Genomic DNA, 14202 nt, shown 5'->3' with positions numbered 1-14202 from the left:
GTTGACAATTTCGATCGGCTCAAGGACGGCGTAGCCGCGCCAGAATGGCGCTTACCCTTGAGTCGAGCAAAATTGTCAGACAATCATGGTTCATGCAATGAAAGCCCCCCCTCTATTCAAGGGTGTTGCACTTGCACCTTGAATCCGCCCTACCTCATGCGAACCTTCCTCATTAGTTCCCATTTCTCATAATCATAGTAATAACTCACCCCAGGCCCATTCTTCCATACTCCCGCTTTTGGAATCTGAAATCCAGCCCCACCATTCCAATCTATTTTTGGAACAAATGAGATACAGCAATAAGGCTTTATTGGATATTCCCACATCATTATCCAATAACCATCAAGGTTAACCCCCCCCCCATAATCTTCAACTAATTTCTCCATACCATGAAAAAGTAATTTTTGAAAAAAACCTTCTTTTTCTCCTTTATCTTTAAAAAAATTTACCCCCTCTTTTTTGGCGGAAAGAATACCGCCATCAATTTCAATATGATCATTCCAGAATTGATCAAAAATTCTTATATCAAAAACCATGAATAGCCCCATTCTCCATTACATAGAATTTTCCACTTGGAGTTCCAAGATAAGATCTATGCTTTGAAAACATTGCGCAAGCATCCCTATGTATCCTCTTATCACTATTTGAAAAAGCATCGCTATCAAAATCATCTCTGCTTGCTTCACCAGTCCTGATTATTTTCTTCCCTTTCCCTTCAATTGAATAATCTCCATGAGTGTGATAATCTCCAACAACTTGTGCATCTTTTGGTACGTACTTAAATGCCTTTTTTGGAGAAAATGATCGCCCTGCTCCCTGAATTGGATTAGTGGCATAATACCGATTCCCTCTCTTATAAATAAGTCCACCATATTCCTTATTTTTTGCAATCGACTTTGCATTAGCTTGAACTAAAACCTCACGCGCAGCATCATCAATGCAATTATGCCCAGCCAACCCCAATGGATCAATCCATGAAACAGGATTAGCCGCATAACGATAAATATTGCTATCTCCTTGCAGCCCAATCGGATCCTGCGAAACAAACCTTCCCACTTCCGGGTCGTAATACCGATAGCGGTTGTAATGCAAACCGCTTTCCGCGTCGAAATATTGCCCCTGGAAGCGCAAAGGCTGGCTGGCGTGTTTGTCCTGGATGTCGTGCAGCTTGCCCCAGCTCAGGCGGCGCGCTGACCATTGTGCGATGCCGTCTTCGTCCAGCAGCTCCAGCGGGGCGCCGATGTGGTCGCAGTGGTAGTAGAGTTGAGCGTCTTGCGCCGCCAGGCGCGCCGCGCGTTCTTCTCTGATCGCCTGGATTTGGTGATGCCGCCATTCTTCCCGCGCGTGTTGCAGGGCCTGGCAATGGCTGTCACAGGCTTGCGCTTGCGCCAGCTGGTCGCGTGCGCTGGCCCAGCCTGGCGCCGGCGGCAGATACACTGCACTGGCGGCGAATTCCTCCTGTTCGTGCCGGCTCACTGTGCGCGCCATCGGCACGAAACTGTCCGCTTCGTACAGATAGGTGGTGCATTCCCCCTGTCCCGCCGGCAGGGGACGGGTGGCGTGCGGGCTTGGCAGGTCGGCGCTGTCGTAATCTCTGGCGCTGTGCCGGCCGCTATGGTTGGCGCTGTGCATGGCCGGCTGCCCCGGCAGGTGCTGGGTGAAGCGGATTTCCTGCTGCAATACGTCGCCATCCCAGACGAAGTAATACAGTTCCGCCCCTTCTTCCTGCAGCCGGCCTTGCGCGTCGTGGCGCGCGCTGTGTACGTATTTGGCGATGCGGCGCTGGAAGGCGTCATACACATAATGCGCGCGGTAGCGCCGTCCGGCGTAGCTGCGCTGCATGCTGCTTAAACATTGCTGTGCGTCCCATGCATATTCGCTCTGATCTTCCAGGCTGCCATGCTGCAGGCTGCGTTTGATCATATTGCCCTGTTTGTCGTAGGCGTAACGGCAGCCGCCCCATTGTTGCAGCAGATTGTGGGTCAGCCGGCCCAGGCCGGGCGGCGCGCTGATTTGCGCTGCGTTTGTCCCGGTGTTTGGCCCGGTGTTTGACGCGGCGTTAGGCTGATTGGCGCTGCCTTCTTGCAGTAAATTGCCTGCCGGGTCGAAGGCGAAGCGTTCGGTGTGGCCGCTTTGCGTGGCTTGCAGCAATTGGCCCAGCGGGTCGTAGCGGTATTCTTGCAAACCGCGCCGGCTGTCTGTGATGCGCTGCAGGTGGCCGGCGCGGTCGTATTCATAGCTGCGGCTTTGCTGGCTGTGTGCGCTGTACAGTGCGAAGCGGGACAGGCGCGATTGTGCGTCGTAGTGTTTTTCCAGTTCAATGCCACGGCTGTTTTGCTGTGCGCCACGGCGGTAGCCGATGTTGCGCCGCACTTCGCGGTGCAGCGCGTCGCGCTCGATGTGGGCGATTTCCTGTCCCTGCCACAAGGTTCCATGCCAATGCCCGGAACCATAGCGCAGCCAGTCCAGCCGCCGCCCGTTCGGCAGCACGCTGGCGATGCGGTTGCCTAAGGCGTCGTATTCGTGGCGCGTCAGCAGCGCGATGCTGTGCGGCAGTTCGTCATGGTCTTGGCTGGCTGCGCTGGCGGCGGCGGCTGCGCTGGCTTGCTGGTTAGCGTGCTGATTGTTTTGCTGATTGTTTTGCTGATTATTTTGCGCTGCCGCTTGCGCATGCAGGGTTTGCATCACGCTGCGGATCTCTGTAGGCAGGCGCAGCAGCTGCCGCTCTTCCAGCAGGCGTCCGAGCGCGTCATAACGCATGCGCATGCTGGCGTGCCGGTTTTCCACGGCGGTGAGCCGTCCCAACGCATCCCAATCAAAGCGCACAGTGTCATCCGCGCTGTTGCGCGCTAAGATGCGGCCCAGCGCATCGCGCACATAGTGCGTTTGCGCCCCGGCGCTGGCGCTGCTTTGCAGCCGGCCCGCCGCGTCGTATTGGTATTCTGTCACTTTGCCGTCAAAGCCGGTTTCGCGGATCAGCCAGCCTTGCCGGTTGTAGGCAAAGCTGCAGCGCTCGCCGTTGGCGTTTTCCAGCATGCTCAAACGTCCCATGGCGTCATAGCCGTAACGCATGCGCTGCCCCAGCGCATCAATCCGCTCAACCGGCAATTGCAGATTGTTGTAGCGATAGCGCGTTTGCGCTCCGCCTGTGTCAGTGTGACAGATTAAATTGTCAGCCGCGTCCCATTCCAGGGTTTCGCTCAGTCCATCGGGGTACATCACTTGCAGCAGGCGGCCCAGCGCATCGTAGCGGTAATTGGTGCTCTGTCCCATGGCATCAGTCTGGCGCAACAAATTGCCGCTGCGGTCGTAGCTGTATTCCGTGCTGCGTTGCGAGCAATCGGTATGCCGTATCAGCCGCCCGGCGGCATCGTATTGCAGACGTGTCTGGCCGCCGCGCGCGTCTTGCACGCCGTTTAAGCGCCCTTGCGCATCCCAGGCATAGGCGGTGCAGTGTCCCAGTGCGTCAATGTGGCGCAGCAGTTGCCCGCCTGCGTCCCACTCCATGCGGGTATCGCCGCCCAGCGCATCCTGAATGCGGATGGGCCGGTTGCCGGCGTCATACTCGATACGGGTGCGCGCGCCGCAGGCGTCGATTTGTTCAATCAAATTGCCATGCGCATCGTAGCTGTATTGTTCGGTATGTCCGTTGGCGTCGCTTTCGCTCAAGAGCCAGCCTTCGCGGCTCCAGCGCCGTTTGCCAAGTTGCACCGGGCGTTCCGGTTCGTCTTGCATGCCGGGCTGCCATGCCTGGTAGGCTGTCACCAGCCAGGCGTCATTAAAATAGTACAGATGGCGACTGCCGTCGGCCTCTGTCACTTCGGTGCTGTCTTCATCCAGATAGCGGATCTGCACCCGCTCCGCGCCGTCCTCCGCACCACTGACGATGGCGCGCGCTTGCTGGCTGCTGCTTAAGCGGATCGGCGCCAGGGCTGCGCACTCGGCTTGCCATGCGGCGCATTGTTCCGGCGTCATACTGCTCAAGTCCCGCCGCCAGCTGGCGCGCAAAGCCTCCAGGCTGATCCATTCCAGCGTGAAGCCATGTCCCAGATAATCGGTGTAGCGCTGCAGCAGGTGCAGGCGGTAGGCATACTCGCGGCGCGCATCCAGGGCATTGCGTTGCGCCGTCAGATTTAAGCGTGGCGGCAGTTGCAGGAAGGCAGGATGCGGCAAACCCTGGTTTGCCAAGGCGGGGGCGTGTTGCGCTACTTGCTCCTCGCCGCCGGGCCAGCTGTCGGCTAGCGGCGCGAAGCCTGGCGGCGGCGCGGCGCAGGCCCAGTCTTCTGTCCCATATTCATAGCGCGCCATACATTGCGCTGCGCCATCCTCGAAGAGTTGCCAGACTTCGCCGATCACTGGTTGGCTGTGCGGGCTGTGTTGCGCCGCGCTCTGGCTGCGCACCGCGCGCAATACCGTGCCATCGTCGCCATGCACTTCGAGCATCACCGCGCCGGGGGCGGCGGCGAAGTCGCGCAGTACACGATAGCCCTGGCTATTGGCGGCTTGATGCCGGCTTAAGTGATAGCTGCGCACCGCTAATGGCGCGCCGGGACGCAGCATGGCGTTGACGCCATCATGCCCGTGCGGCAGCCAGCCATCCGGGCCGCGTGTGAAGCGGTCCTGGCTGCCGTCCTGCCAATGCAGGATGCATTCTGTCTCGCTGCTGCGTTCCAAGGTAAAACCTTCACCGGGGACAGCATGGCGCTCGCCAACTGCGATGCGCGGCAGACGCAGGGCGCGCCCGCTGGCGTCGTGATACACGATGCCGCGCCGCGAGATCGACAGGCTGGCGCTGTAGGGTAAAGACCAGCGTGCGCCCAGCACGCCCCAGTCTTGCGCTGCGCTGCCGGAGCGGTAGCAGCGCGTCCATTCCAGTCCCAGGCTGCCGCGCGTGACGAAATCGGTCTGATACAGAATTTCTTCACCGGCGCCAAAGTGCACCGGGCGGCGTGATTTGACCGGGCGCGGATTGGCGCCGCCGGTGGCGCAATTCTTGGGACACTCGTCCTTGGGCTTGTCTTGCTTGGGTTTTTTACCCGGTTTGATTTTGCCGCCATCGCGTCCGCTGCGGTTGGCTGGCGGGTCTTTGGCGGGCGGTTTGGGTGGCTTGGCGGGCGGTTTGGGGGCCGGCGCGCCGGGTTTGGGCGCTTTCGCTGCGCCCTTGGGCAAGAGTTTGCCGGCCAGGCCGCGCAGCTTGGCGATGGGTAAGAGTTGCAATGCATTGCTGCCGATTTGTTTGGCGCTGGCCACTAAATCCGGGGTTTTGCCGTTGAGGATGAAGTTGGCTGCGTCGTCCAGCAAGGTGGCGCCGGAATCGACCACGGCCCCGGTTCCGCCTACGCCGGCAGCCACTACGCCGCCGGCGGCGGCCCCGCCTTCCATCACCACCGCCACCGGCGCGCCAATCCCGGTGGCGCCGACGCCCAAGCCGGCCACGCCCAGCGCCGCGCTGCCGACGCCGATTTTACCGCCGGTGTCCATGGCGTCCTGGCCAAAGGCGTGAAAGGCTTGCGATTTGCCGTTTTGCCACTCGCGCGCCAGCGGTTGCAAGCTGATGCGCACGTTTTCTGCTTTCTGGTGAATGCTTTGCAAAATACTGGCGCCTTGATCCAGCAAGGCGTTGCTGCTGGCTTTCACCTTTTGATTCACTTGTTTGGACAAGTCTTGCAGCTTTTGCGTGACTTTTTGCTCGGTCTGTTTAAAGCCTTGTTGAAATTTATCCGTCCAGTCGGCCTGGGTCGGCTTGGCCGGCTGTGCGCCGCGTTCCTGAATCTGTCCCACTGTGTTGCGGTCATTCATCCACACCATGTGGCCGACTTCGATGGTCTTGGTGTTGTTTGCGCCATAGCTGCTGGAAAAGCGCAGGCTCTCCACCCGTTTGCCCACGGTATTGCTCTTGACGCCCTTGGCCACCCCGGGTTCGTCCCCGGTGACGCTGGGAATCACGCTTGTATTGTGCAAAAACACCGGCTCGCTGTGCGTTTTAAGGGTTTTGCTGGGCTTGCTGGTTTGTTTGAATTCGCCCTTGATGGTGTAAGGCAGCGGCGGCGTGGCGGGGCCGACCGGGGTTTTACAAAAATCCGGCACTAAGCTCACGCAAAAGAAGCGGCTGGATTGGGTGACGGTTTCTTTAGCCATGTCACGCTCCTTGCGCCAGCAGCGCTTGTGCGCTCTGCAGGGTATTGATGCGCTCGATTTGCGCCGGCTCGCTCACATACAGCAGGCGGATGCTGAGAATGGCGGGATCGGCCAACAGGTTTAAGCGCCAGGTGCAGTAAAAGCGTCGTTCGGCCTGCTCGTAGATCAAGGTGTCGAGCTGCAAATCCTGCACGTCCAGCATGGCTTCCCCGTTCACGTCCAGCGTTATCAAGGCTACGCATCGGGCCGGCGGCAGGCTGCATTGCAGGAAATGGTTGCCTTGCGCGTCAAGCGTGGCGGCGGGATCGTTCGCTTCGCTCAAATTCCACAAGCGCAGCAGATCGCCGCTTTGCAGATAGCGGCATTGCTGGTCGGCGGGGGCGCAGTTCCAATAGCGGTAATCAAAATCCGGCGGTAAGAACGGGACTTCATCCGCCGCATAGCGCTGTTCCGGCAAGACTCCGGCCAGCTGGCGGCGCGGCAGCCAGGCCCGTCCCAGGGGACAGGGCGCGGCGCTGGGCGGCAGTGCGCCACTTTCGGCGGCGCGCCAGAAGGCGGCCCCATCCATGGTTTGATCCAGATATTCAATCTGTGGTGCGGCGATGCTTTGCACTGTCCCGCTTTGCAAATGCCAGGCGCGCGCAAAGCCCTGTCCCAGCGGATTGCTTTGGGCCACCAGATGCAGGCTTCGTCCTTGCTCATCCGGGGCCGCGAGCAATTCGGCGGCGGGGGCGTGGCGCAAAGCCGGGTCTTGCGCGCGCAGTTGCAGACTGCCGCCGCAAGCGTATGTATGGCGCAGCGGCAGGCGGCTGATGGGGGCGGGCGCGCTCAAGCGCCAGTCTTTGCCGCTGCCGCTGAAGTGGCGCGCGCCGCTGATCAAGAGTCGTTTGTCGATCAGGATGGCGCCTGCGTCGGCGGCTTGCCCGCCGGCTTGCACTTGCAAGCGCACACCGAATTGCGGCAGCGCCTGTGCGCCGGGTGCGATGGCGTCAGCGGCCAGCAGCACATCGCACAGCGGTTTGTATGGCGCCAGATCGCTTTCGGCGCGCCAGCCATAAGCAGCCGGGTCTTGCCCGGCAAACGCCAGATCGCTATCGGCCAACGGCGGCGGCGACATATCTTCTTGCAGTTGCGCTTGTCCCGTTTGCGGGCCGGGGGTGATGCGCCATGCGCTTTTCGCCACCAGCACATGAAACGCCTGGCGCAGCGGGTCGATGGTGTTGAACAGCATGGCGTCCAGGCCGCTGTCGTTTTGCAAAGGGGGACAGGGCGGCTCGGGGATTTCGGCCAGCTTGATTTTGCCGGGCGTGGCGGTTTGCATCAGCTCTTGCATTCTTCGCCTTGCCTTATGCCGGGTTGTTATCAATATCTTTGCCGTGCAGCTCGACTTTTTTGCTGCCGGAAATCAGGATTTCTGTGCCTTCGAGTTCAATCCGTCCATCGGCATGCAGGGTTAAGCTGCTTTTTCCAACGGTGAGTTTGAATTGCTCGCCGGCGGTCTGAGTCAGGGTTTTGCCGACGACCACGGTTTTGGATAAGCCCACTTCTTCCGCTTGCGCCAAGGCCACGGTGGTGTTCATGGCGCCGCCGACGGTGGTTTGATAAAGGCCGCCAATCGAGAGAAATTTGGCCAGGGCCACGGTTTCGGTTTTGGTTTTGCCTACCGTTTCGTTTTTATGGTCGCCGATGTGCACGCTGCGGCTTTGACCGATGTGGATATCTTCGTCTTTGCCGACATCTTCGGTGCGGTTGTCGCCAATCGAAATTTTTTCGTTGTGATCGACCCGCTCTTTGCGGTCGTTGTGCACGGTGATGGTTTCATTGTGGTCCACCGTCTCGGTGCGGTCGCGTTTGACATGCACCGTTTCATCGCGGTCGATGGTTTTTTTGCGATCGCGCCCGACCCAGTGGCTTTCATCGTTTTCAACTTCGATGCGCTGATCTTTTTCCGCATGCAACCAGACTTCTTCTTCTCCCTTTTTGTCTTCAAAGCGCAGCGCGTTGGCGTTCGATGGCCCGCCGCCTTTGCTGGAGCGGGTCAGCACGCCGGATTGGGTTTGATTGGCCGGCAGCGTCCAGGGCGGCATGTGGCGTTCGTTGTATAACTGTCCCACCACCAGGGGACGGTCGGGGTTGCCTTGCAAATATTGAATCACGACTTCGGTGCCGATGCGCGGCACGGCGACCATGCCGAAGCCTTTATTCGCCCAGGGCGTCATCACGCGCACCCAGGGTGAGCTGTTTTCATCCTGTTTGCCCATGCGGTCCCAGTGGAACTGGACTTTGATGCGGCTGTATTTGTCGCTGTAAATTTCTTCACCCTGCGGGCCGACCACAATCGCGGTATCCACGCCGGGCACACGCACCTCTTCGCTGTGATGGCCGCGCGCCGGGCGCCAGAAGACTTTGCGCCGCAGGCAGATAAAGCTGTTGTCATATGTCCCCATGCCACCATCGGAATTCAGCAGGTTATTGTGAATATCGTGGGTGACAGACAGCAGCAGGAATTCAAATTTGTGGCCGGGGCCACGGAATAATTGTTTCAGATGGTCGCGCGTGAGGGTGAACCAGCGTCCCGGTTGCATCTGGCGCACATTGCCGCGCCCGGCAAAGCTTTTCGCATCGCCTTCGATTTGCTCCATTTGCCGTTCGGCGTAAAACTTGCCCTCGTCGGCATCGACAAAGCCGTACAGGCCGCGATATTCATACACTTCGAGCTTGGCGATTTGTCCCTGTTCCTGCTGGCTGGTTTTGCCAACCAGGGCCGGGGTCGGACGTTTGAAATCAAAGCTGGATAAATTCACTTTGCCGGAGGCGATTTCGCGCTGGCCGCCAAAGATGCCGATTTTGTCTTCTTTGTTATTGCCGCCGCCATGGTGGTAGGCGATCGTGGTGTCACCATCGACCGGCTCTGCCGCCGGCGAGTGGTCGGACAAAATCAGGCGGTGGCCGCTGGCGTCATGCTCATACCAGTAATGCCAGCCCATTTCTTCCCAGCGCCGGTGCACATAGTTGTGATCGGTTTCGTCGTATTGCGCGCAGTAGGTGTGGCGGTGGCCGGCCTTGCTGACTTTGAGGTCAAACTTGGCCATCGCGTAGTCTTCAAAAATCTCCTTGGTCTGCTCGATATAGGTCTTGTTCTGGAAAATGAACATGTCTTTGCGCAAGCGCAGGAAGGCCAGCCAGGGAACCAGGGTCAGTTTGTAGGTGGCAACGCTGTTGTCATATTCCAGCAGCTCAAAGTTCCAGCAATAGCCGGTGAACCAGCGCTTGCCGCCATCGTCGCGCGTGAGTTCGATGCCGATCAGCTTGCCTTGCACATCTTTGAGCGCAATTTCAGGATTGTCTGACAGCACATGGGCGGTGTATTCAAAGTCGCGCGAAACCTCTTCTTCGGCGTGCAGGCTTTCAATCAATAAGGTGTCGGTTGGACCGTCTTTGCGGATAAAAACCAGTTTCATCAAACGCTTTGCGGCATTTAAGGCAAGTTTTGAGAACATGACAGGGCTCTATTGGCTGTACTGCTTGGAAGAATAAGGTTGCGATGACTGGCGCCGGGCTTGACTGCTGCTTGGCTTGTGCCGATGTCCGGTTCGGGAAATTAGTCACGCTAAGCATTGATGATAACCGGCTTTACCTGTTGCGGGCCTGAATTCACGCCATGCGTTACGCATTGTTTGCTGTATGCGCCAGAGCGCGCAAGTGGCTGGCTGTTGTACCTGAGTCACGCTATGGGGTGGAATGATGTCAAGGCCAGCCGGCGCAGCGCGCCTGCGGATTTCTCTGCGGGAAATATTGCACGCTGGCCGTGAGCTGCGGCGCGCATTGCGGCAGATCTGTGGGCATGGCGCAAAAGCGTGCGTGGCGGCTGTAGGGCACGAAAAAGCTGAACACCGCGCCGCGTCCTTTTCTGGCGTGCAGCTGGATGCGGATGCCGCCGGCCATGCACAGCTGCAGCACATTATTCATACCCAGCCGATAACCGCCGCCTGCGCTGCAGCGGCTGCCTTCTTTGCGCAAGCGCGCTACGAAGGCCAGGAAATTGGCGTGTCCGTCGCCGCCCTCGCCTTCCGCAATGCCGGGGCCTTGATCCCAGACTTGCACCAGACATTGCTGGCGCTGTGCGCGCACACTCAATAAGACGCGGCCTTCGGGCCTGACATGGCGCGCCGCATTGCTGAGCAGATTGCGCAAAATTCTTTGCACGATTTGCAAATCGGCCTCGCAATCCTGGCGTACGCGGCGGCTGACGCGCAAGCTTAAGCGGACGTGACGCAAGGGGCCGCTTTGCCAATCGGCGCTAAAGCGTTGCGTGAGCGCGCGCAAGTCGATCGCTACGGCTTGCGCCGGCAATACGCCGGTGACGATTTGCGCGCCGTGGATACTGCTTTCGATGCTTTCGCCTAACTGGCGCAGGGCTTCTTGCAATTGTTCGCCGCTGGCGGCGCGCTCGCTGCCGGCGCAACGGCGGATCAGATTGTCGGCGCAGACGCGCGCCAGGGCCAGCGGCTGTTGCAAGTCGTGTGCGGCGTCGCGCAGGGCGGCGTTGTAGCGCTGTAATTGGTGCGCCTGCTGCTGTTGGATTTGCAATAGTTGCGCATTTTGCCGGTGCGCTTCGGCCAGGGCGGCATGGTTGGCTTCGAGCTGGCGGTTATGCCTTTCCTGTTCTGCAGCCAGGCTGTGCTCGATGCTGGCGCGCGCGGCTGCGCGCTGAGCGGCTTGGACGGCGCACAGGTAACGTTGGTGTTGTTCGAGCAATTCGCGTCGTGTGATGCGGTGCAAGAGCGGGGCCGCAAACATCGCAGCCAGGCAAAAATAAGCGATTTTCAAGACCAGTCCCATGCTCGCCATCAAGATGCCCAGCGCCAGGCTGATGCCCAGGGCCAGCCAGCATTGGCGCGCTTGAGCCGGACTGGGCGGCCAGATTTGCGCGCCGCGCCGCGCCCGCCACCAGCCATACAGGCCGAATACCGGCCAGGCGCTGAAGTGGCGGCCATCGGCCGTTTTTGCCGGCCACAGCAGACGCAGGTATTTGAGCAGGAAAATGGCGCCGGAGAGGGAAACGGAAAACATGCTGGCCGGGTAGCCCAGCTTGTATAAAAGCAAGGCGATGGATTGCACCAGCACGCCATACAGACTCAGTTCGCGCAAGTCGCGCACCACATCATCTTCGGCAAAAGCCCAGGTCGCGAGCAGGGAAATACATGCCAATCCCAACCAGATCGCATAAGCCGCCTCTACGCCCGGATTGAGCATAAACAGCAAGGGGCCGGCCACGTCGATGGAGAGCAGAAAGATCCACAAAAAAGCACGGGATACGATTTGCAGCAAAATAGAGATTGGCATGTCAGGCAGCAGTGAAACGTATTAGCGCGGTTTCGGCGGATCCGGGTGCGGGCCATCGCCTGGCGCAGCTTCAGTCTGGGCCGCGCCATGATCGGCATATGCGTTTGCCGCACCCTGCCATGGCATCAGTTCCTGGTATTGCACTGCCAACACCCCTTGGGCGTCGGTAATCTCGAAGTTCAGCATGTTTTCTCCTTTTCAATGTGCCGCGATATGCGGTTTTGCTGTCCTGCAATCTTTCTCAATAGAAACAAAGAGTCGGGCGTACAGGATTTGTGCATTGTGAGAAAGCAACGCTGCCCGGCATGAATTTTGGGCGCTTTGCGCAGCTTTTTTGCAACTTTTGCTCCGATATTGAATACGCCAGCGTCAGTGTTTGCAGTTATCAGGCGTACTGTAGCACCGCTATCGGGTGCTTTTGCACTGTTTTCTCTATAGAAAATGGGGCTTTAACGTGACTTAAAGCACACCGGGAGTAACAAGATTGAAGCAGATGCCAGGGATGGGGCGCCGCCTGCTCTGGATGAAAAAAAACCGCCGGCATGGCCGGCGGTGCGTTCGGGCGGCGCTTGACGGGTCAGAGCTGCAACGCTTTGCGGATTTCACTCAGGGAGGCGGGATCTTCCAGGGTGCTCAGGTCGCCGGTGTCGCGCCCCTCGCACAGGGCGACCAGGGCGCGCCGCAGCATTTTGCCGGAGCGGGTTTTCGGCAGCAAATGCACGAAGTGCACTTGCGCCGGGCGCGCCACTGCCCCCAGCTGACGCACCACGGTGTCCATGATTTCTTCCTGCAGTGTGGCGGCGCTTTGTTCGGGGCCTGGCTTTAAGACCACGAAGGCGACGGCAACCTGCCCTTTGAGCTGGTCTTGCACGCCAACCACGGCGCATTCGGCGACACGGGTATGGCTGCAAATGCTTTCTTCGATTTCGCGTGTGCCGAGGCGGTGCCCGGCGACATTGATCACGTCATCGCTGCGCCCGAGGATGAAGTAATAGCCATCTTCGTCCCGGATGCCCCAATCAAAGGTGGAATACACTTGCCGCCCCGGGAAATTATTCCAATAGGTGCTGACAAAGCGCTCATCATCGCCAAATACGGTTTGCATGCAGCCGGGCGGCAGCGGGCCTTTGATGGCGACCACGCCTTTTTCGCCGGGGCCGCATTCCTGTCCGGTGCTTTCATTCAAAATTTGCATCTCGTAGCCATACACCGGAATGCCGGGGCTGCCGGTTTTGGGCGGCAATTTTTCCACGCCATGGCAAATCGAGAGAATCGGCCAGCCGGTTTCAGTTTGCCAATAGTTGTCGATGATGGTGAGGCCGGTTTCGCCGCCTATCCAGAGCGAAGTCGGTTCGTCCAGCGGTTCGCCGGCAATGTGCAGCGCATGCAAGGAACTGAGATCGTATTTTTTCAGCAGCTCGGGCGGGTGTTTTTTCAGCAGGCGCATCGCGGTCGGGGTGGTGAACATACAGGTGACGCGATATTTTTCGACGATGCTCCACCAGATGCCGGCGTCCGGGCGCACCGGCAAGCCTTCGTACATAATGCTGGCCATGCCGCCCAGCAGCGGCCCATAGACGATGTAGGAATGCCCCACCACCCAGCCAATGTCAGAGGTGGCGAAGAAAACTTCGCCCGGTTTGCCGGCGAAGATATGCGGAATTGAGGCGGCCAGCGCGACGGCATAGCCGCCCACATCGCGCTGCACACCCTTGGGCTTGCCGGTGGTGCCGGAGGTGTACAGCACATACGAGGGGGCGTTTGATTCCAGCCAGACAAGCGGCACGCGCGCGCCCAGACAGGCTTGACGCAGACTGGCGTAATCCAGGTCACGTCCGGCTTGCTTGTCCATAGTCGCCAAGCCGCGATCGACCAGAATCACCCGCTCGACTTGCCATTGTGCAATCTGCAGCGCTTCATCCAGTAGCGGTTTATAGGGAATCACTTTGCCGCCGCGCGAGCCGGCATCGGCGGAGACGATCAGTTTGGGTTGCGCGCTGTCGATGCGGGTGGCCAGGCTGCCGGCGGCAAAGCCGCCAAACACCACCGAGTGCACAGCGCCGATACGGGCGCAGGCCAGCATGAAAAATGCGGCTTCAGCGATCATGGGCATGTACAGCAAGACCATATCGCCCTGCCCCACCCCTTGCTGTTGCAGGATAGCTGCGGCATGTTGCACTTCCTGCCACAGCTCGGCAAAGCTGTAGGTCTTTTCCTGGCCGGTTTCGGTGGAAATGCAAATCAAGGCCGGGGCGTCACGCAATTTGCCATCCTCCCATTCCAGCCAGCGGTCCAGGGCATTGTGGCAAAGATTGGTCTGCCCATCGACAAACCAGCGCGCAAATGGGGGCCGGCTGTGATCGCAGACTTGGGAAAACGGGGTGCGCCAGTCGATTAAGCGGGCTTGTTCGCGCCAGAATGCTTCGGGATTTTGCAATGAATGTTGATAGAAATCGGCGTAGCGCATAGTGGTCCTGTCACATTGGGATAAAGGAATGCTTACGTGGGCTGTTTTACCGTCGCGCGGCAAGGCAATTGATGCACATTGTGCCGCGCTTTGCGCCCGGCGGCGACTGTGATTTACTGCACCGGCTTGCTATGTCCGGCTGGCATTGTTGAAATCGGCATTTCGTCGGCTTCTGTTGGATTTGCGGCACAGGCGAGGCGCGACCTTGCTTGAAACATACCGCTGAAACATCTGAAACAAACGCAACACTT

General features: G+C 59.0%; 7 protein-coding genes. All 7 read right to left on the bottom strand.

Going from position 1 to position 14202, the window contains the following annotated elements; translation table 11 throughout:
* Window positions 1-149: 149 nt before the first annotated feature.
* Complete coding sequence (locus V8J88_RS05385) at window positions 150-536, bottom strand: hypothetical protein (RefSeq protein ID WP_338848271.1); 387 nt, start codon at window positions 534-536, stop codon at window positions 150-152.
* Window positions 526-6138 carry an RHS repeat-associated core domain-containing protein gene (locus V8J88_RS05380; RefSeq protein WP_338848270.1) on the bottom strand — a complete coding sequence of 1871 codons (5613 nt, stop codon included), beginning with the start codon at window positions 6136-6138 and terminating at the stop codon, window positions 526-528. Before V8J88_RS05380 ends, V8J88_RS05385 begins: the two co-directional genes overlap by 11 nt.
* 1 nt (window position 6139) lies before the next feature.
* Window positions 6140-7471 carry a DUF2169 domain-containing protein gene (locus tag V8J88_RS05375; protein WP_338848268.1) on the bottom strand — a complete coding sequence of 444 codons (1332 nt, stop codon included), beginning with the start codon at window positions 7469-7471 and terminating at the stop codon, window positions 6140-6142.
* A gap of 13 nt (window positions 7472-7484) precedes the next feature.
* On the bottom strand, window positions 7485-9599 hold the full coding sequence (tssI, locus tag V8J88_RS05370) for a type VI secretion system tip protein TssI/VgrG (protein ID WP_338848267.1): 2115 nt from the start codon (window positions 9597-9599) through the stop codon (window positions 7485-7487).
* Window positions 9600-9885: 286 nt separating this feature from the next.
* A complete protein-coding gene (locus V8J88_RS05365; protein ID WP_338848266.1) occupies window positions 9886-11484 on the bottom strand; it encodes a sensor histidine kinase in 1599 nt (532 codons plus the stop codon).
* Between the two features lie 21 nt (window positions 11485-11505).
* Window positions 11506-11670 (bottom strand): hypothetical protein, encoded by a 165-nt coding sequence (locus V8J88_RS05360; protein WP_338848264.1) that lies wholly within the window; start codon window positions 11668-11670, stop codon window positions 11506-11508.
* A 391-nt stretch (window positions 11671-12061) separates the two neighbouring features.
* The gene (locus tag V8J88_RS05355) at window positions 12062-13951 is read right to left on the bottom strand and encodes a propionate--CoA ligase (protein WP_338848263.1); all 1890 of its coding nucleotides are present in this window, start codon (window positions 13949-13951) and stop codon (window positions 12062-12064) included.
* Window positions 13952-14202 lie beyond the last annotated feature (251 nt).

This window comes from Massilia sp. W12 (assembly GCF_037300705.1).
Lineage (GTDB): Bacteria > Pseudomonadota > Gammaproteobacteria > Burkholderiales > Burkholderiaceae_D > JACPVY01.
Note: the sequence above shows the minus strand (reverse complement) of the source record. Positions and strands in the feature narration are given on the sequence as shown.

Bases quoted from the DNA above. Each gene is read 5' to 3' on its own strand.
- V8J88_RS05360 (WP_338848264.1), bottom strand. From the start codon at position 11,670: ATGCTGAACTTCGAGATTACCGACGCCCAAGGGGTGTTGGCAGTGCAA.
- V8J88_RS05375 (WP_338848268.1), bottom strand. From the start codon at position 7,471: ATGCAAGAGCTGATGCAAACCGCCACGCCCGGCAAAATCAAGCTGGCC.
- tssI (WP_338848267.1), bottom strand. From the start codon at position 9,599: ATGAAACTGGTTTTTATCCGCAAAGACGGTCCAACCGACACCTTATTG.
- V8J88_RS05355 (WP_338848263.1), bottom strand. From the start codon at position 13,951: ATGCGCTACGCCGATTTCTATCAACATTCATTGCAAAATCCCGAAGCA.
- V8J88_RS05385 (WP_338848271.1), bottom strand. From the start codon at position 536: ATGGTTTTTGATATAAGAATTTTTGATCAATTCTGGAATGATCATATT.
- V8J88_RS05380 (WP_338848270.1), bottom strand. From the start codon at position 6,138: ATGGCTAAAGAAACCGTCACCCAATCCAGCCGCTTCTTTTGCGTGAGC.
- V8J88_RS05365 (WP_338848266.1), bottom strand. From the start codon at position 11,484: ATGCCAATCTCTATTTTGCTGCAAATCGTATCCCGTGCTTTTTTGTGG.